A 17,379-nucleotide genomic window follows, 5' to 3' on the forward strand; every position below is an offset into this window, starting at 1 on the left:
CGCGGTACGGGTACGGCCCCCGAAGTGTGCACCTCGGGGGCCGTACCCGTTCGCTGTGAGTCCGAGCGGCGTCAGGCGACCGCGATCGTCACCTGGTGCAGGCCGGGGCCCGCCGCGTCGACCGTGGCCTCACCGTTGCCGCTGCGGTGGAGGGCACGCACCTTCCACTCGCCCGGCGCGGCGTAGAACCGGAAGTCGCCCTCGGGGGAGGCCTGGACCTCGCCCGCGAACTCGCCGTCGGCGTTGAGCAGCCGCACGTAGGCGCCGCCGAGCGCGCCCTCGCCGCCGGTCACCTTGCCCGCGACGACGACCTGGTCGCCGGTGTCCTCACCGGTGACGACCGCCGACTGCTCGGGAGCTCCGCATCCGTCCGTCATGTCAGTTGCCTCCGTTCGAACCGGTCTCGACCGGCACGCCGACCAGCGAGCCGTACTCGGTCCACGAACCGTCGTAGTTCTTGACGTCCTTCAGGCCCATCAGCTCGTGCAGCGCGAACCACGTGTGGCTGGAGCGCTCGCCGATGCGGCAGTAGGCGATCGTCGCCTTGGACGTGTCGAGGCCGGCCTCTTCGTAGAGCTCCTTGAGCTCGTCGGCGGTCTTGAAGGTGCCGTCCTCGTTGGCGGTCTGGGCCCACGGCACGTTCAGCGCCGACGGGATGTGACCCGCACGCTGCGCCGATTCCTGCGGCAGGTGCGCAGGGGCGAGCAGCTTGCCGGAGAACTCGTCGGGCGAACGCACGTCGACGAGGTTCTTGGTGTTGATGGCGTCGACGACCTCGTCGCGGAAGGCACGCAGCGACAGGTCCTGGTCGGCGGCCTTGTAGTCCGTGGCCGGGCGGTCCGGAACCTCCTTGACCAGGTCACGGCCGTCGAGCTCCCACTTCTTGCGGCCGCCGTCGAGCAGCTTGACCTTGTCGTGGCCGTAGAGCTTGAAGTACCAGTACGCGTACGCCGCGAACCAGTTGTTGTTGCCGCCGTACAGGACCACGAGGTCGTCGTTCGAGATGCCCTTGGCCGACAGCAGCTTCTCGAAGCCCGCCTTGTCGACGAAGTCACGGCGGACCTGGTCCTGCAGTTCGGTCTTCCAGTCGATCCGGACGGCGCCCGGGATGTGACCGCCTTCGTACGCGGTCGTGTCTTCATCGACCTCGGCGAACACGACACCCGGGGTGTTCAGGTTCTCCTCGGCCCACTGCGTAGTGACCAGGACGTCTTCACGGCTCATGGAGCGGAACTCACTTTCTGTTACTCGTGTTCGGATGCGGCTGTCGGTGTTGCTGATGTCGTTGCTGATGTCGGTGGTAACGCCCGCGATGTGGCGGACCGGGTGGCGCGGCCGGCACCTCTCACGAGGCGCTCCCCGCTCGCGGCGAGAGGCGCTGCAGCAGCAGGTACATCTCGCAACCGAGGCAGAAGCCGAACGCCGCGTTGAGGAATGCCGCGAACAGGGCCAGCGCCGTGGCGACGATGCCGAGCGCGGTCACGCCGAAGGCATACCCGATGGTTCCCACCAGCGCGAACGCAAACCCCACCACCTGGGCGAACCGCAGCGGCGCCGCGTCCTCACGCTCGTCGGTCGGCTGCAGCCGCGGCGCGACCAGCAGCCGGTACAGCACCGAGTACGGCGCGGGTTTCAGCCCGACGAACGCGCCGATCGCGAACACCACCGTCTGCGCAGCCAGCAGCGGCCACCAGCCGGTCGCGAGCACGACCACCAGCACGACCGTGGTGACGATCGCGGCGAACCGGGGACCACGCGGATCGACCGCTGGCTGGGCGGACATGACACCTCCTGGACTGGCTGTCTCCTGCGGCGGAGTCAGCGACTCGAGCTGCGCGCGCACTGCCGACTCGGTGCGTGAGCCGACGTACACAGGCTGCTACGCACGCGGCAGAAGTCAACCGCGCGCCGCTGGGTGAGTGCGACACCCAGCGCGAGGAGGTGACAATCGGGCCTGTCCACGGCGGCAAGCCTACTCAGGGTTCCCAGGAGCGGGAACCGTGTTCATTCTGTGGGACGCCCGCCGTCGGGAGGTTCCGTCGCGGGCCGCTCGGCGCCGGCTAGCCGGGGTTCCAGTGCAGTGAGCAGTTCCTCGCGTTTCGGCACGCCGGACACCCGCAGCAGCTCCGCACCCGATCGGGCGTAGGCGATCGTGGTGGGCGTGCGCAGCACACCGAGGTCGCGGGCGATGCCGGGCTTGTCGGTGACGTCGAGGTCGACGTGGCGCAGGCCGTCGGCGCCTTCCGCGATGTGCGTGAGCAGTGCCCGCGCGTGCCGGCACGGGGCACAGAACGTCGTCGAGAGCTGCACCAGTGTCACGTCCGCGGGCTCCTCGGCGAGCGCATCCCGCACGTCGGCCGGCAGCCCGGCCAGCGCACCACCATCGGCCGAACCGCCGTCCGGCCGCGCCCCGTCCGGCGCGCTCCCGGCAACCGTGCCGCCGCCGGACCGACGGATCCGCCCGTTGCGGGAACGCACGACCAGGCCGACGACGACCGCGGCGACGATCGTCACCCCGGCGACGATCAATCCCGTCATCCGTTCCTCCCGTCGTGACCGCCGCAACCCGTCGTGGCCATCGTGACCCGTCGTGACCACCGCCGGGCGGGCGACGCGTCAGCCCGCGTTCCCGCCCGCGAACCTCACGTTCTTCGCCTCGCCGCGCACCGTGATGCCGTCCGGCGTGGCCACCACCGCCGTCGGCGTCACGGTGAACGGCAGGTCGCCCGCGTTGATGTCCGCCTCGAAGCTCGGCAGCAGCTGTTGCTGCACAGCCCGGGGAACAACGGTCGTGTCCTGGTCATTCCCGAACTGCAACCGGTGCGGGGTGATCTTCACCGTGGAGCCGTCGAGCTGGATGATCGCGAACGCGAAGATCTCCTGCTCCACGCCCGCGACCTGCACCTTGCCCGACAGGCGGACGCCCGCGGAGCTGTCGTCGTTGTCGTCACCGTCCGGGCCGTAGACGGGGTCCCCGCCGGAGCCTTCCCCGTCACCGGACCCCGCCCCTGGCGCGTTGTCGGCGTCACCGCCGGTGTTCGCGCTGTCGTCGGAGTCGGTGGCCTGCTCACCGGAGCCCTCGCCGTTGCGCACGTAGGCCTCGCTGGACGAGGCGATCTGCAGGTCCTGGATGTTGTCCAGCGGGCTGACCCGGTTGATGTCGCTGGCCTTCAGCGTGACCTCGCCCTCGACCCGGTCGATCGTGACGTTGTCGACGTTGCCCTGCGTCAGGTCCGACAGCGGGGCGTCGACGTCGTAGAGCTCGGCCTTGACGTCGACGTCCTGCAGCACGTCCTGCACCGGCACCGACTTCGCCTCCACGGTGATGTGGCCGTACTCGCCGGAGATCGCCTGCGTGAGGAACGGGAACCCGCCGATGCCCACCTCGGGGTCGCTGTCGAGGCCCAGCTGCTGCCGCGCCTTCTGGGACACCGTGTGCTCGGCGAAGGCCGCGCCTGCGAAATCGACACCGACCAGGACGGCCACCACCACGAGCACGACCGTCACGATCCTGCGCACGCGGCGCCCCGAGCGTGGCGAGGACGACTTGGAGGGTGTGGACACGGTGTCACTCACAAGCGGCTCTCAATCGGCGTCTGGCGGGTTCTGGCGGACACTGGAAACGGCAGGGTGCGACACATCCCCGATACACAATGCACACGAGGACACCCGAATCGTAAACACGGCGCTGTGTGATGCCCGTTCCACGTGCTGCTCGTTTCACGATTTGTGATGCCCGTTTCACGACTGCAGACACCCGCGGGGCGTCGACGCTATTGTCACTGACAACCAGCCCGAGCCCGACCCGAGGCGCTCAAAACATTGTGAGGCGGTGGCCATGAGCCTGGACTTGCTGGTACTGACTGCGGAATCCGACGCCACCTCGGTGCTGCCCGCCCTCGATCTGCTCCCGCACACGGTACGCGTACGCGCGCCCGAGGTCACCGCATTGCTGGACGCCGGACACCGCGACGTCATCCTGCTGGACGCACGCTCGGACCTCGCATCGGCCAAGAGCCTGAGCAGGCTGCTCAAGGGCGCAGGCGACGAGGAAGCGGCGACGCCGGTCATCGCGGTCGTCGGCGAGGGCGGACTCGTCGCCGTCAACTCGGAGTGGCGTACCGACGACATCCTGCTGCCCACCGCCGGTCCCGCCGAGGTCGACGCCCGTCTGCGCCTTGCCACGACCCGCGACGGCGGCGCACCCCAGGTCGACGCCGAGTTGCGTGTGGGTGACCTGGTGATCGACGAGGCCACCTACACCGCCCGGCTGCGCAAGCGCACCCTCGAACTCACGTACAAGGAGTTCGAACTGCTCAAGTACCTCGCCCAGCACGCGGGCCGTGTGTTCACGCGCGCTCAGCTACTGCAAGAGGTGTGGGGCTACGACTTCTTCGGTGGCACGCGCACCGTGGACGTCCACGTGCGGCGACTGCGCGCGAAACTCGGCCCCGAGCACGAGCAGATGATCGGCACCGTGCGCAACGTCGGCTACAAGTTCGAGCGTCCGGCCAAGTCGACCGGGCCGGTAAAAGGAGGTAACCCCAGCGGGGGGCACCTCGCCGGGCCCGTCGCGGGGCCCGTTCCCGCCGAACGCTCCGAGTACTCCGGACGCTGAGCACACTCCGGCCGCTGAGCACACTCCGGACGCTGAGCACACTCCGGCCGCTGAGAGTACTCCGGGCGCTGACGAACCCGGCTCCCACGAACCGGACGACGACGGCACCGGCAACGTCCACCCGGCTAGCCTGTCGGGCATGCTGGAGCTGCACTGGGCCGAGAACCTGGACGACGAACGCACCGCGGCGGTGCGCGCGCTGCTGACCGCGGCGCGCGGCGTCGACGGTAAACCCGAGGTCGAACCGGACGGCCCGCTTCCCGGCGAGTTCTCCGGGGGCCGCTACCTGCTGGGCACCGCGGACCGTGACCTCGTCGGCGTCTGCCACGTCGACGTGGCGGGCGACGCCTTCGGGAGGCAGGTCGCGGAACTCGTCGTGCACCCCGATCACCGCCGCCGCGGCTACGGGGCCGCACTGGCCGAGGCGCTGCTCGCGGAGTACCCGCGGAACCTGCGGGTGTGGGCACACGGCGACCAGCCGGGTGCCACCAGGCTCGCCGAACGTCACCGCCTGCTGCGCAGCCGCGAACTGCTCATCATGCACGTCGCCGCGGCGGACGCCGACTGGCCGGAGCCCGCGCTGCCCGAAGGCGTCACCCTGCGCACGTTCACGCCCGGCTCCGACGAGCAGGCCGTCGTCGACGTCAACGCGCGTGCCTTCCACTGGCACCCCGAGCAGGGAGCGCTCACCGTCGACGACCTCGCCGCGACCGAGCGCGAGGACTGGTTCGACGCCGACGGGTTCTTCCTGGCCGAACAGGCGGGTTCGGTGATCGGCTTCCACTGGACGAAGGTGCATCCACCGAACCCGGCGAAATTCGGCGGCAAGGCGGCAGGCGAGGTGTACGTCGTCGGCGTCGACCCGGCGGCCCAGGGCGGCGGACTCGGCCGCGCGCTGACCGTCGCGGGCCTGCGGCACCTCGCCCAACGCGGGCTGAGCCAGGTCATCCTCTACGTCGAAGGCGACAACGCTCCCGCCGTTGCGGTGTATCGCAGGCTGGGGTTCACACCGTACGAAGTGGACGTTCAGTACGCGACGGCCGACGAAAGGTGAGGGTGCGCACGTGACGGCCGGTCACCTGCCGTCCGGTGGTAGCGTCGCACGAGGCCAGCCGCGCTCACGGGTGACGTGAGTCAGGGAATCCGGTGCGAATCCGGAACTGACGCGCAGCGGTGAGGGTGACGGCCGGAACATACGCCACTGCAGCCTGGCACGCGCCGCAACGGCCCGGGCGGGCGGCGGGAAGGCGTTCCGGCCGGACGACCCCGAGTCCGAAGACCTGCTGGCCCCCGACGTTCCGTCGGGACCTCGTCCGCTCGGGCTCCGCGTATGGGCCCTCGACAGCAGGGAACAGCCGTGACCATCCTCCACCGCTCCCCCTTCCGCAAGTTCGTCGCCGTGCCCGCGTGCCTCAGCGCCCTCGTGGGACTGGCCGCGTGCGGCGCAGGACCGGAGGCCGAGCAGCAGGCCGCGCCGGGCTATCCGCGCACGATCGACAACTGCGGCCAGGTCACGCGCGTCGAGGAGCCGCCGAAGCGGGTCGTGTCCCTCAACCAGGGCAGCACCGAGATCCTGCTGTCCCTCGGCCTCGGCGACCGGCTCGCCGGCACCGCCACGTGGACCGACCCGATCCTGCCGAAGCTCGAGGAGGAGGGCGCCGACATCCCACGACTGGCGGAGAACGCACCCTCGTTCGAAACCGTGCTCGACGTCGAACCGGACATGGTGACCGCCTCCTTCCAGTCGACACTCGGCGTCGGCGGCGTGGCGACCCGCAAGCAGTTCCGTGATCTCGGCGTCGCGAGCTATCTGTCCCCGACCGACTGCATCGGCAAGGACAACAGCGGCGACGGCGACGGTATCCGCACGGAACCGCTCACGATGGACATGCTCTACGGCGAGATCCGTGACCTCGCCAAAATCTTCGACGTGGAGCAGCGCGGCGAAGAGCTCGTCGCCGACCTCAAGCAGCGACTGCGGAAGGTGCGCGAGACCACGGCTTCGGACGTGTCGGTGATGTACTGGTTCGCCAACTCCGAGGCGCCCTACATGGCAGGCTGCTGCGGTTCGCCGGGGATCATCACCGACACCGTCGGCACGAAGAACGCCTTCGACGACACCAAGGGCGAATGGCCGCAGGTCAACTGGGAGACCGTCGCCGAACGCAACCCGGACGTCATCGTGCTGGGCGACCTGACCCGCCGATCGCAGACAGCCGAGAGCGGCAAGGCGAAGATCGATTTCCTCGAGTCCCACCCGGTGACCAAGAACCTGCCTGCGGTGAAGAACGAGCGCTTCGTGCAGCTGTCCGGCCAGGCGTTGAACCCCTCCATCCGCATGGTCGCCGGCGCCGAAAAGCTCGCAGGCAAACTGCGTGAGTTCGGGTTGGCCGACTGATGACGACGGCACCCGTACGCGAGCCACTGCGGCAGCGTTCGCGGCTGCCCGCGGTACTGCTGGCAGGCGGCGTGGTGCTGCTGCTCTCCATCGCCGTGGCGGTGACCATCGGCCCGGCCGACATCGAGGTCGCCGACGTCTGGGCGAGCGTGGCCGACCACCTCGGCATCGGCGACTCCACACTGTCCGTGCTCCGCGACGGGATCGTGTGGGACCTGCGGATGCCACGGACGCTCATGGCCGCCGTGTGCGGTGCAGGACTGGCCGTGTGCGGTGTCGTGATGCAGTCGCTGCTGCGCAATCCACTCGCCGACCCCTTCATCCTCGGCGTCTCGTCGGGCGCCTCGACCGGTGCGGTGCTCGTGATCGTGCTCGGCGCTGGCGCCGGTGTCCTCTCCATGGCGGGCGGCGCGTTCCTCGGTGCGGTGGCCTCGTTCGCTCTCGTCCTGATGCTGAGCCACACGCTGGGCGGCACCACCGACCGTGTCGTGCTGTCGGGCGTGGCCGTGATGCAGCTGCTGTCGGCCTTGACGTCGTTCATCGTGCTGACCTCGGCCGACGCCGAGACGACCCGCGGCGTGCTGTTCTGGCTGCTCGGGTCGTTGGCGAACGTGGGCTGGCCGGAGGTCGCGACCGGTGCCCTCGCACTGGCGGCGGCGCTCGCGGTGTGTGCCGGCTACGCGCGCTCGCTCGACGCGTTCGCGTTCGGCGAGGACGCGGCGGCGACACTCGGCATCGCGGTCGCGCGGACCCGCGTGGTGCTGATGTCGGTGACCGCCCTGCTGACCGCCGTACTCGTCAGCTCCGTCGGCGCGATCGGATTCGTCGGCCTGGTGCTGCCACACGCTGCGCGCATCCTGACCGGCCCCGGGCATGCGCGGCTGCTGCCCGTGAGCGCACTGACCGGTGCGGTCCTACTCGTGTGGGTCGACACGGTCGCGCGAACCGTGCTCCAGCCGCAGGAGATCCCGGTCGGCGTGGTGACGGCGTTGATCGGCGTGCCGGCCTTCGTGCTGATCCTCTACCGCTCGCGAGGTGTGCAATGACCGCTTCCGGGTTGGCCGCCCACCGGGTGTCGAAGCAACTCGGCGGCGGCCTCGTACTCGACGGGGTCAGTCTGTCGCCCGCCGCGGGATCGACCGTCGGCGTGCTCGGCCCCAACGGTTCCGGCAAGTCGACCCTGCTGCGCGTACTCGCGAACGTGACACCGCCGTCGTCAGGACGGGTCACGATGGACGGCCAGGACATCACCGAGTTCGGGCGGAAAGCGCTGGCGCGCCGCGTCGCCGTCGTCGAGCAGCACTCCGACACGCAGATTCCGCTGACGGTGCGCGACGTCGTCGGGCTCGGGCGAGTACCGCATCGGCGCGCGTGGCTGTCCGCGTCGGCGGAAGACGAGACGGCCGTCCACGAGGCCCTCGAGCAGACCGGGATGACCGCGAAGGCCGACCAGCGCTGGCAGACCCTGTCCGGCGGCGAACGGCAACGGGTGCAGATCGCGCGTGCACTGGCACAGCGTCCGAGCGAACTGCTGCTCGACGAACCGACGAACCACCTCGACGTTCAGCACCAGTTCGAGCTGCTCGACCTGCTGAGCGGGCTGCCCGCGACGTCCGTGATCGCCCTGCACGACCTGAACCTCGCCGCGACGTACTGCGACGACATCCTCGTGCTCGACGGCGGAGTCGTCGTCGCCGCGGGCCCACCGGACGACGTCCTCACCGAATCGCTGATCATGCAGGTCTACAACGTCAAGGCCGAGGTCACGACCAGCCCCGAAGGCCACCCCCACGTGCGTTTCATCCGCTCCTGACGCGCGCGGCACTCGCCGTGTTGCAGTTCCCAGGGGCCGTGTTGCAGGTTCCGGGGCGCGTGTTGCAGTTCCCGGGGCCGGTGTTGCAGATTCCGGGCGCGTGTCCTGCACTCATGCCCGCGTGTCCTGCACTCGTGCAGGCGTCCTGCACGCCGGCTCCCTGTCAGTCATCCTGCCTGCTCAACGCCTCCCACTTCGCGAACTCGGCAGTCGTCGCGCGGAACACGTCCATGGACATGTCGTAGGCCGCACCGCCGAGGAGGCGGCCGGAACGCTGCAACACGGCCCCTGGAACCCGCAACACGGGCCCCGGAAAGCGCAACACGGCGTTCCCCGAGTGCAGGACACGCGGGCGGAGGCGGGGTGGTGGCTCAGCCGAAGCGGCCCGAGATGTAGTCCTCCGTGGCCTTCTGCGACGGCGTGGAGAAGATCTTCGTCGTCTCGTCGATCTCCACGAGTTCACCGGGCTTGCCGACGCCCTGCAGGTTGAAGAATCCGGTGGTGTCGGACACCCGCGCGGCCTGCTGCATGTTGTGCGTGACGATGACGATCGTGTAGTTGGCCTTGAGCTCCAGCATCAGGTCCTCGATGGCCTGCGTGGAGATCGGGTCGAGCGCCGAGCACGGCTCGTCCATCAACAGCACCTCGGGCTGCACCGCCACGGCACGCGCGATGCACAGCCGCTGCTGCTGACCGCCCGACAGGCCCGAACCCGGCTTCTGCAGGCGGTCCTTGACCTCTTCCCACAGGTTGGCCGACTTCAGCGACCGCTCCACGAGATCGTCCATTTCGGACTTCTTCAGCCGCCGGTTGTTCAGCTTGAGTCCGGCGGCGACGTTGTCGTAGATGGACATCGTCGGGAACGGATTCGCCCGCTGGAACACCATGCCGATCTGGCGGCGCACGTTCACCGGGTCGACGCTGGGGGCGTACAAGTCGTCGTCGTCCATGACGATCGAACCCTCGACCCGCGCGTTCGGCACGAGTTCGTGCATGCGGTTGAGGGTGCGCAGGAAGGTCGACTTGCCGCAGCCCGACGGCCCGATCAGCGCCGTGACCGATCGCGGCTGGATCGTCATCGACACGCCCTGCACCGCGAGGAACTTGTCGTAGTAGATGTCGAGGTCCTTGACCTCGATGCGCTTAGCCACAGTTACTTCCTACTCTTTCCGGGCCGTCAGCGGGTCTTCGGGGCGAACAGCTTGGAGATGATCCGGGCGATGAGGTTCAGCACCATCACGATGATGATCAGCACCAGCGCGGCGCCCCACGCACGATCGAACGACGCCTCGGCGAACAGGCCGGGGCTCACGTACTCGTAGTACGAGTACACCGACAGCGTCGTCATCCGGCCGTCGAACGGATCGAAGTTGTCACCGTCGGTCAGTCCCGCGGTGACCAGCAATGGCGCCGTTTCGCCGATGACGCGGGCGATCGCCAGGGTCACACCCGTGGCGATACCGGCCAGCGCTGTCGGCAGCACGACCTTCACGATGGTTCGCCATCTGGGCACGCCCAGCGCGTACGAGGCTTCCCGCAGCTCGTTCGGAACGAGCTTGAGCATCTCCTCCGTCGAACGCACGACGGTGGGGATCATCAACACGCTCAGCGCGACGGCGCCCGCGATGCCCATGCGCACACCCGGTCCGAAGATCATCACGAACAGCGCGTACGCGAACAGACCGGCGACGATCGACGGGATACCCGTCATCACGTCGACGAAGAACGTGATGGCCTTGGCGAGCTTGCCGCGCCCGTACTCGACGAGATAGATCGCGGTCAGCATCCCGATCGGCACGGAGATCAACGCGGCCAAGCCGGTAATGATGAGCGTGCCCATCATGGCGTGGTAAATGCCGCCGCCCTCGCCGGTGACACCGACCATCGAGTACGTGAAGAACTCGGCATCGAATCGTTCGAGGCCCTTGGACACGACGGTGAAGAGCACGGAGATCAGCGGCAGCAGCGCCAGCAGGAAGGCGCCGGACACGATCGCCGTGACGAGCCGATCGGTGGCCTTACGCGGCCCTTCGACCGCGCGCGACCAGGTGTAGACGATCACCACGTAGGCGGCCGCTGCCAGCAGTGCACACGGCACGATGGCCCAGCCGGCCAGCAGCCACAGCAGCAGCCCCGCGACTGCCGACGCGACGAGCATGCCCGGCGCTGCACCGCGCGGTAGCTGACCGGCCGTCAGCGGGACCCCGCCGAGCGGCGTGTGCAGCTCCGGGTCCTGTTCGGGAGTCGTGGTCGAAGTGGACATCAATTGGCTCCGGAGAAGTCTTTGCGCCGGTTGATCACCGCGCGGGCGATCATGTTCACGACCAGCGTGATGGCGAACAGCACGAGTCCCGAGGCGATCAGCGTGTTGATCGCGATACCGCTCGATTCGGGGAACTGCAGCGCGATGTTCGCCGCGATGGTCGGCGGGTTCTCACTGCTGATCAGGTTGAACGAGACACCGCCGGAGGCCGACAGCACCATGGCCACGGCCATCGTCTCGCCGAGAGCCCTGCCGAGGCCGAGCATCGAGGCACCGATGATGCTCGAGCGAGCGAACGGCAGGGCAGCCATGCGGATCATCTCCCAGCGAGTGGAGCCGATCGCCAGGGCGGCCTCCTCGTGCAGCTTCGGCGTCTGCGTGAACGCCTCACGCACGACCGCGGTGATGATCGGCAGCACCATCACCGCCAGCACGATGATGGCCACCAGCATGGTGCGGCCCGTCGACGACGCGGGGCCCGCGAAGAACGGGATCCAGCCGAGGTGTTCGGACAGCCACGTCGTCGGATCGACCGTCACGGGCGCCAGCACGTTGATGCCCCACAGGCCGAAGATGATGCTCGGCACGGCGGCGAGCAGGTCGATGACGTAGCCGAGTGCCTTCGCGATGCTGCGCGGCGCGTAGTGGGTGATGAACAGGGCGATCGCGACGGCGAGCGGCACGGCGATGACCAGCGCGAGCACCGCCGAGATCAGGGTGCCGAACAGCAGTGGCCAGATGTAGAGGGCGAGGCCCTCACCGCCCGGGATGTCCTCGGCCGGCGCCGTGAGCGAAGGCCACGCCTCTGTCACCAGAAAGACCGCGACACCCGCGAGCGCCAGGAGGATCAGCACACCGGAGCCGGTCGAAATACCGGCGAAGATGCGGTCCCCCGGACGCTGCGGCGCCCGGTCCTTCCGGGGCGGGGCCTCGGTAGTGGAAGCCACGTTCTATTCCTTCCGTTCTTGCGTTCGGCCGCCGCGGTGGCGCACAACCTGTCTCACGAACAAGTCTCCTTACACGCGCGTGTCCGGGTGGTCACCTCATCGTCGAGGAGACCACCCGGACCGTACGGGCATGCCACGCGGGGTCGCCCGTTCTCGCGAATGCGACGTTTTCCGGCGGGTGTCAGCTGCCGGAGTTCGACGAGCCGATGGCCTCGACCGCCGGCTGGATCTTCGACCGCAGCTCGTCCGAGATCGGCGCGGAACCGGCCTGCTCCGCGGCAGCCTTCTGGCCCTCGGCGCTGATCATGTAGTTGAAGTAGTCCTTCACCATGGCGGCCTTGTCGGCGTTGTCGTAGTTGGTGCAGGACAGGACGTAGGACACCAGCACGATCGGGTAGGTACCCGACTCCTTGGTGTCACGGGCCAGGTCGTACGCGAAGCTGTGCTCACCGCGGCCCTTGGCCCGCTCGGAGACGTCGAGCACGGCGGCCGCGGCCTCCGGGGAGTACTTGACGAACTCGTCACCGACGCCGACCTCGACGGTCGTCAGGTCGCCGGCCTGGCTGGCGTCGGCGTACCCGATGGTGCCGCTGCCGTTCTTGACGGCCTGGACGACACCGGAGGTGCCCTGCGCGGCCTCGCCGCCCTCGACCGGCCAGTTGCCGCTCACCTCGTGCGGCCACTGCTCGGGAGCCGCGGCCTCCAGGTACTCGACGAAGTTCTCGGTGGTGCCGGACTCGTCGGCACGGTTCACCGGGACGATCGTGGTGTCCGGCAGGTCGACGCCCTTGTTGGTGGCCGCGATCTCCGGGTCGTTCCACTTGGTGATCTTCTGGTTGAAGATCTTGGCGATCGTCTCCGGCTTCAGCTTGATGCTGTCGACACCCTCGATGTTGGTGATCAGCGCGACCGGCGACACGTAGGCGGGCACCTCGACGAAGCCGCCCTCACCACAACGCTCCTGCGCGGCCTTGACCTCCTTGTCGTCGAGGTAGGCGTCCGAGCCCGCGAAGTCCACACCACCGCTGGTGAACTGCTCACGGCCGCCGCCCGAGCCGACGGGGTCGTAGTTGATGGTGCCGTCGTTGTTCTTCAGGAAGCCGGTGCGCCACGCGCTCTGCGCCGCCTCCTGCGAGCTGGCGCCCGCACCGTTGATGGTGAGGCCGCCGGACGCCCCTTCCTCGTTCGCGGAGCCGCAGGCGACCAGACCGAACGCGAGTGCGGCCGTCGTCGGCAGAACAAAGGCGCGGCCCAGGGTGGAACGCTTCACAGTTGACCTCTTCCGGGGTTCTGGTGCGGCAGGGCTCCTGCCGCCGCTCGGGGTTTGTGCCGCGTCGAACGCTATGGGCGGGACATGACACCGCTTCATGAAGCGAATGAACGGGAAGTGAACGAGGCGTGTCGCCCCGCCGACGTCACAGCGACATCACCGAGGGGTGACGCACTGTTGTCGAGGATGCATTCCCAGGTCATACGGCACGTGTCCAACGTGTAATCCGAGCGGATGAATGCCCGTCGATCAGACGTCGCTGGAACTGTGATTTGGCATACGCCCCGTGACGACGAACAGCATCCGGCGCGCCACGGAGACCGCGTGGTCGGCGTACCGCTCGTAGAAGCGGCTCAACAGAGTCAGGTCCACGGCCGGGGACACGCCGTGCTGCCAGTCCCGGTCCATGATCACGGTGAACAGGTTGCGGTGGATCTCGTCCACCTCGTCGTCGTCGTCCTCGAGGCTCTTGGCGGCTTCCGCATCGTCACCGCGCACGACCCGTTCGAGCTTGCGAGCCAGGCGCACGTCGACGTCACCGAGCCGCTCGAACGCGGGCCGCACGTCCGACGGCAGCACCGGTTCCGGATGCCTGCGCCTGGCGGCCTTCGCGACGTGCAGCGCCAGGTCGCCCATCCGCTCAATGCTCTCCGCCGCGTGCAGCGACGCGACGACGATCCGCAGGTCCGTCGCCACCGGAGCCTGCAGCGCGAGCAGACCGTAGGCCTTCTCCTCCGCAGCCGACCGGGCGTCGTCCACCTTCACGTCGTCACTGATGACCTGCTCGGCCGTTTCGAGGTCCTGGTGCAGCAACGATCGCGTCGCACGCTCCATCGCTTCGGCCACCAGCTGGACCATGTCACCCAGTTGAGCACGGAGATTGTCGAGTTCGAGGTTGTAGGCGTCCCGCATACGGCTGACTCTACGGCCCGCAATGGCCCAACGCCGAATCCAGATCTGAACCGTCGGTGAACGCGGAAGGGCGACTCCGTGACATCTCCGGGCGCCGTGACGTCTCGTGTTGCGCTCTCGGGGGCCGTGTTGCGGGTTCGGGGGGCCGTGTTGCGGGTTCGGGGGGCCGTGTTGCGGGTTCGGGGGGCCGTGTTGCGGATTCCGCGGGCCGACCCGGCCGTCCTCGACGGTGCACCCGCGCGCGGGCGGCGGGTCAGGGGGCCGAAGCGCTGGCGGGCTGTTCCGCGGCCTGCTGCTCGTCGGACTCGGGCTGCTCACTCGGCGACGACTCGCCTGCGGGCGCCTCGTCGGCCGCGGGCTCCTCGCCCGGCAACGGCGTGTTGTCGATGATGGCGTCGAACAACGCCTGCGAATCCTCTTCGAGCAGTACCTCGTTGCCACGTTCGTTGGGATCGCCGACCGTCGGCACGGTCAGGAACTCGACCTTGCCCGCGTCGAATCCGCGCATCGATTGCGCCAGCGTCAGCATCTGGTCGACACCAATCCCCTCCCCGAAGGTGGACCGCGTGAACGCGTCGATGAACCTGCTCAGCTTGCCGGTGTCGAGGAGCACGTCACTCGACAACGTGGCGTCGAGCAGCGACGAGAGGAACTTCTGTTGCCGCTCCATGCGGCCGTAGTCGGAGAACGTCGGGTCGCTGTACACCTTGCGGGCGCGGACGTAGTTGAGCGCCTGGTCGCCCTTGAGTCGCACGTTCCCGGTCTGCGTGACGATCTTGCCGAGCGTCTGGTCGACGATCGGCTCGTCGATCTGCACGTTGACGCCGTCGACCGCGTCGACCATGTCCTTGAAGCCGTGGAAGTCGATGCCGACGAAGTGGTTGACCTTCATCCCGGTGAGTTCCTGGACCACCTTCGTCACGCACTTCGGCCCGCCGACCGCGAACGCGGTGTTGATCTTGACCTGGCTTGCGGCGGGCACCGTCTCGCCGTACCGGCCGGACTCCGAGTCCCACCGCTCGCATTCGGGCCGGGATATCTCCAGGTCACGCGGGAACGACACGACGACGGCGCGGCTGCGGTCCTCCGGCACGTGCGCCACCATCAACGTGTCCGACCGGGCTCCGCCGACGTCTGCCGTAGTACCGACGTTCTCCTCAGCCTCGGCGCCCTCGCGCGTGTCCGAACCGAGGATGATGAAGTTCTCGTCGCCGATCTGACCGGGCATGATGTGCGCCGAGTTCTCGTCGAGCGCGGCGATCTGGTTGAACTTCGAGTCGAACCACGTCTTCGCGCCCCAGGCGGCGCCCGTGGCGAGGAAGACCAGCGCCGCCGCGACGATGGCCAACGTCTTGGTCGCCAGCCGTGCACGGTCGTTCTTACGCTTCTTCTTCTCCTGCAGGCGGGTACGCGCGGGCGTGTCGTCCTCGCCGGGGTCCTGCTCGTCGGTTTGCCGGGCGTCGGACCTGTCGGCGTCCGCTGCGGCCTCGTCGCCGGACTCCCGTTCACCCGCCACCGCCGAGCCACGCCCGCCGATCTTCGACGTGACGACAGCCTGCAACTTCGTGCGCGTGTGCTCGATCCGCGCCGCGAGCCGTTCCTTGCGCGCACGGCGCTCGCTCTCCTCGGCCTCGAGTTCGTCATGCGCTGCGGAGAACCGCGCGAGCGTGTTGTCGATCTTGCGCTTGTACTGCGTCTGCTCGTCGACCGGTTCCATCTGGTCGGTCATCGAGAGCCGGTCTTCCTCGCGTTGCCTGCGAGGAGCGAGCGGCCTGCGTGGCCGCGGCGGAGACGGCGCGGAGCGGCCGGGCTCGTCGGGGCCTGCCGGCTCGACGGGTTCGACGCGCTCATCGGGGCCGTCGGGTGCCGAATCGCCTTCAGGGCCGGCGGACGGCGAGGCGGTAGATGGCGGTCCAGCAGGCGATGGGCCGGTAGATGGCGGGGCGGCAGGCGGTGGCGCGGCAGGCCGGGGCGCGGCCGCTCTGCGCGGACGCGGCGGGGCGGGCCGATCTGCCCCGTTCGGCCCGCCGGCGTGCTCGGCACCGGGAGCCGCCCCGGCACCGTTGGCCGCATAACTGTTGAATCCAGCGCCGGTGGCCCCAGCACCGGGAGCAGCGGTGCCGTGAACCGCGGCCGAGCGGCGGGCGGCGGAACGGCGGGCGGCGGGCTCGCCACGATCGTCGACGTGCTCGTCACCGTCGATGTCGGCGACCACGCCACCGTCCAGCACGGACGCGACGGCACCGAACACGGTCGGCGGTTCCGGTTCGCGGTCCGATCCCGGGCGTCGTCCGTGGGGTACTGGACGCTGCGGCTCCGGACGCGGCGACTCGGGACGTTGGGGCTCGGGACGTTGGGGTTCCGAACGTTGCGAACCCGGGCGTGGCGGCTCGGGAGGTGGCGGCTCCCGGCGCGGATCGGGACGGCGCGCTCCGGCACCGCCTGCGGCCACGCCCGGAGGGACGCCGTTGGGCCGGGGCCCGTCCGCAGAGGGCGGTTCGGTGTGGTGGCGTGGCCTACCCGGCGGCGGCCCCGGCCGGGGCTGAGGCCCGCTGGGCTGCTCGTCCACCTCTCCTCGCCCAGGGCCGGTTGCCTCGGGCGGAACGGGAAAACCGGGCTTACCGGGAGTGCTGGGAGTACCGGGCGAGTCCGGAGTAGCCGGCGGCGCGTCGACCGGCCCGCTCCGGCCAGAAGGCCGGCGCTGTGGACCCGGCCTGTCCGGTGCGTCGTACGACATCGGCGCCTCGGCCGCCGCAGGGACGGGCCGCCCCTGCGGTGCGGACCCCTGCGGTGCGGGCCCCTGCGCTGGGGGCGTTCCGGCGGGCGGGACCGGCCGTGGGTTCGGGCCGGAGTGCTGCGGTACGCGCCGTCCCGGAGCGTTCGGGGGATGCGGGCCCGCCTGGGACGGCCCGTCGGCGGGAGCCTGACCGGGAGCGGCCGGGCCGACCTCCCGTGGATCACGCGGCGGTTCCCGTCGCGGCTGGGGCTCGGCAGGCTCACCCTGCGGGCGCCACATGTCGGGTGCCGGACGGGTCGCGCGTGGCCGCGGGTCCTCCGGTTCCGGCGGACGCGCCGGCTCCCGCGGAGATGCCGCAGGCCCCGGTGCAGGGGGCGCGGACGGGGCAGGCGCCGACTGCGGGCGCCGCGGCGGTTCGGCG

The 17,379-nt window shown here is 69.4% G+C and carries 17 protein-coding genes and 1 riboswitch; of the genes, 5 read left to right on the forward strand and 12 right to left on the reverse strand.

Annotation, left to right across the window (positions count from 1 at the left end):
* Positions 1-71 precede the first annotated feature (71 nt).
* The 5 genes from LY12_RS25645 to LY12_RS25665 all read right to left on the reverse strand — a co-directional run bounded on the left by LY12_RS25645 (position 72) and on the right by LY12_RS25665 (position 3,519).
* Positions 72-377, reverse strand: a complete 306-nt coding sequence (locus LY12_RS25645) for a DUF1416 domain-containing protein (protein WP_253860055.1) — start codon at positions 375-377, stop codon at positions 72-74.
* Between the two features lies 1 nt (position 378).
* Positions 379-1,224, reverse strand: coding sequence for a sulfurtransferase (locus tag LY12_RS25650; RefSeq protein ID WP_253860056.1), 846 nt, complete (start codon positions 1,222-1,224; stop codon positions 379-381).
* Between the two features lie 121 nt (positions 1,225-1,345).
* Positions 1,346-1,783, reverse strand: coding sequence for a DUF4395 domain-containing protein (locus LY12_RS25655; RefSeq protein WP_253860057.1), 438 nt, complete (start codon positions 1,781-1,783; stop codon positions 1,346-1,348).
* Positions 1,784-2,004: 221 nt separating this feature from the next.
* On the reverse strand, positions 2,005-2,538 hold the full coding sequence (locus tag LY12_RS25660; RefSeq protein WP_253860058.1) for a TlpA family protein disulfide reductase: 534 nt from the start codon (positions 2,536-2,538) through the stop codon (positions 2,005-2,007).
* 78 nt (positions 2,539-2,616) lie between these two features.
* Positions 2,617-3,519, reverse strand: a complete 903-nt coding sequence (locus tag LY12_RS25665) for an LmeA family phospholipid-binding protein (protein ID WP_253860079.1) — start codon at positions 3,517-3,519, stop codon at positions 2,617-2,619.
* Between the two features lie 319 nt (positions 3,520-3,838).
* Between LY12_RS25665 and LY12_RS25670 the strand changes: the two genes are divergently transcribed.
* The 5 genes from LY12_RS25670 (at position 3,839) to LY12_RS25690 (ending at position 8,829) form a co-directional block, all read left to right on the forward strand.
* Positions 3,839-4,618: a response regulator transcription factor gene (locus LY12_RS25670; RefSeq protein WP_253860059.1), complete on the forward strand. Its 780-nt coding sequence runs from the start codon at positions 3,839-3,841 to the stop codon at positions 4,616-4,618.
* Between the two features lie 139 nt (positions 4,619-4,757).
* The gene (gene mshD, locus LY12_RS25675) at positions 4,758-5,672 is read left to right on the forward strand and encodes a mycothiol synthase (RefSeq protein WP_372493646.1); all 915 of its coding nucleotides are present in this window, start codon (positions 4,758-4,760) and stop codon (positions 5,670-5,672) included.
* Positions 5,673-5,710: 38 nt separating this feature from the next.
* A riboswitch (cobalamin riboswitch) is annotated at positions 5,711-5,920 on the forward strand.
* A 55-nt stretch (positions 5,921-5,975) separates the two neighbouring features.
* Positions 5,976-7,016 (forward strand): ABC transporter substrate-binding protein, encoded by a 1,041-nt coding sequence (locus LY12_RS25680; protein WP_253860060.1) that lies wholly within the window; start codon positions 5,976-5,978, stop codon positions 7,014-7,016.
* Positions 7,016-8,062: a FecCD family ABC transporter permease gene (locus LY12_RS25685; RefSeq protein ID WP_253860061.1), complete on the forward strand. Its 1,047-nt coding sequence runs from the start codon at positions 7,016-7,018 to the stop codon at positions 8,060-8,062. The genes LY12_RS25680 and LY12_RS25685 overlap by 1 nt, the downstream gene beginning before the upstream one ends.
* Positions 8,059-8,829, forward strand: a complete 771-nt coding sequence (locus LY12_RS25690) for an ABC transporter ATP-binding protein (protein ID WP_253860062.1) — start codon at positions 8,059-8,061, stop codon at positions 8,827-8,829. Before LY12_RS25685 ends, LY12_RS25690 begins: the two co-directional genes overlap by 4 nt.
* Positions 8,830-8,992: 163 nt before the next feature.
* Here LY12_RS25690 and LY12_RS25695 read toward each other — a convergent pair whose 3' ends face one another.
* From LY12_RS25695 to LY12_RS25725, 7 genes are all read right to left on the reverse strand, one after another.
* A complete protein-coding gene (locus tag LY12_RS25695; RefSeq protein WP_253860063.1) occupies positions 8,993-9,154 on the reverse strand; it encodes a hypothetical protein in 162 nt (53 codons plus the stop codon).
* 46 nt (positions 9,155-9,200) lie between these two features.
* Positions 9,201-9,980, reverse strand: a complete 780-nt coding sequence (gene pstB, locus LY12_RS25700) for a phosphate ABC transporter ATP-binding protein PstB (RefSeq protein ID WP_253860064.1) — start codon at positions 9,978-9,980, stop codon at positions 9,201-9,203.
* Positions 9,981-10,006: 26 nt separating this feature from the next.
* Complete coding sequence (gene pstA / locus LY12_RS25705; RefSeq protein WP_253860065.1) at positions 10,007-11,092, reverse strand: phosphate ABC transporter permease PstA; 1,086 nt, start codon at positions 11,090-11,092, stop codon at positions 10,007-10,009.
* Positions 11,092-12,039 carry a phosphate ABC transporter permease subunit PstC gene (gene pstC, locus LY12_RS25710; RefSeq protein ID WP_253860066.1) on the reverse strand — a complete coding sequence of 316 codons (948 nt, stop codon included), beginning with the start codon at positions 12,037-12,039 and terminating at the stop codon, positions 11,092-11,094. The genes pstA and pstC overlap by 1 nt, the downstream gene beginning before the upstream one ends.
* Before the next feature lie 181 nt (positions 12,040-12,220).
* A complete protein-coding gene (gene pstS / locus LY12_RS25715) occupies positions 12,221-13,309 on the reverse strand; it encodes a phosphate ABC transporter substrate-binding protein PstS (protein WP_253860067.1) in 1,089 nt (362 codons plus the stop codon).
* Positions 13,310-13,558: 249 nt separating this feature from the next.
* Positions 13,559-14,221, reverse strand: coding sequence for a phosphate signaling complex protein PhoU (gene phoU / locus LY12_RS25720; RefSeq protein ID WP_253860068.1), 663 nt, complete (start codon positions 14,219-14,221; stop codon positions 13,559-13,561).
* Positions 14,222-14,474: 253 nt separating this feature from the next.
* Positions 14,475-15,950 (reverse strand): LCP family protein, encoded by a 1,476-nt coding sequence (locus tag LY12_RS25725; protein ID WP_253860069.1) that lies wholly within the window; start codon positions 15,948-15,950, stop codon positions 14,475-14,477.
* Positions 15,951-17,379: the final 1,429 nt, after the last annotated feature.

It is taken from the genome of Prauserella alba (genome assembly GCF_024171735.1).
Lineage (GTDB): Bacteria > Actinomycetota > Actinomycetes > Mycobacteriales > Pseudonocardiaceae > Prauserella > Prauserella alba.

What these genes read in the sequence shown, in the direction of transcription:
- LY12_RS25645 (WP_253860055.1), bottom strand. Translation starts at nt 377, where the DNA reads ATGACGGACGGATGCGGAGCTCCCGAGCAGTCGGCGGTCGTCACCGGT.
- LY12_RS25650 (WP_253860056.1), bottom strand. Translation starts at nt 1,224, where the DNA reads ATGAGCCGTGAAGACGTCCTGGTCACTACGCAGTGGGCCGAGGAGAAC.
- LY12_RS25655 (WP_253860057.1), bottom strand. Translation starts at nt 1,783, where the DNA reads ATGTCCGCCCAGCCAGCGGTCGATCCGCGTGGTCCCCGGTTCGCCGCG.
- LY12_RS25660 (WP_253860058.1), bottom strand. Translation starts at nt 2,538, where the DNA reads ATGACGGGATTGATCGTCGCCGGGGTGACGATCGTCGCCGCGGTCGTC.
- LY12_RS25670 (WP_253860059.1), top strand. Translation starts at nt 3,839, where the DNA reads ATGAGCCTGGACTTGCTGGTACTGACTGCGGAATCCGACGCCACCTCG.
- mshD (WP_372493646.1), top strand. Translation starts at nt 4,758, where the DNA reads ATGCTGGAGCTGCACTGGGCCGAGAACCTGGACGACGAACGCACCGCG.
- LY12_RS25685 (WP_253860061.1), top strand. Translation starts at nt 7,016, where the DNA reads ATGACGACGGCACCCGTACGCGAGCCACTGCGGCAGCGTTCGCGGCTG.
- LY12_RS25690 (WP_253860062.1), top strand. Translation starts at nt 8,059, where the DNA reads ATGACCGCTTCCGGGTTGGCCGCCCACCGGGTGTCGAAGCAACTCGGC.
- pstA (WP_253860065.1), bottom strand. Translation starts at nt 11,092, where the DNA reads ATGTCCACTTCGACCACGACTCCCGAACAGGACCCGGAGCTGCACACG.
- phoU (WP_253860068.1), bottom strand. Translation starts at nt 14,221, where the DNA reads ATGCGGGACGCCTACAACCTCGAACTCGACAATCTCCGTGCTCAACTG.
- LY12_RS25725 (WP_253860069.1), bottom strand. Translation starts at nt 15,950, where the DNA reads ATGACCGACCAGATGGAACCGGTCGACGAGCAGACGCAGTACAAGCGC.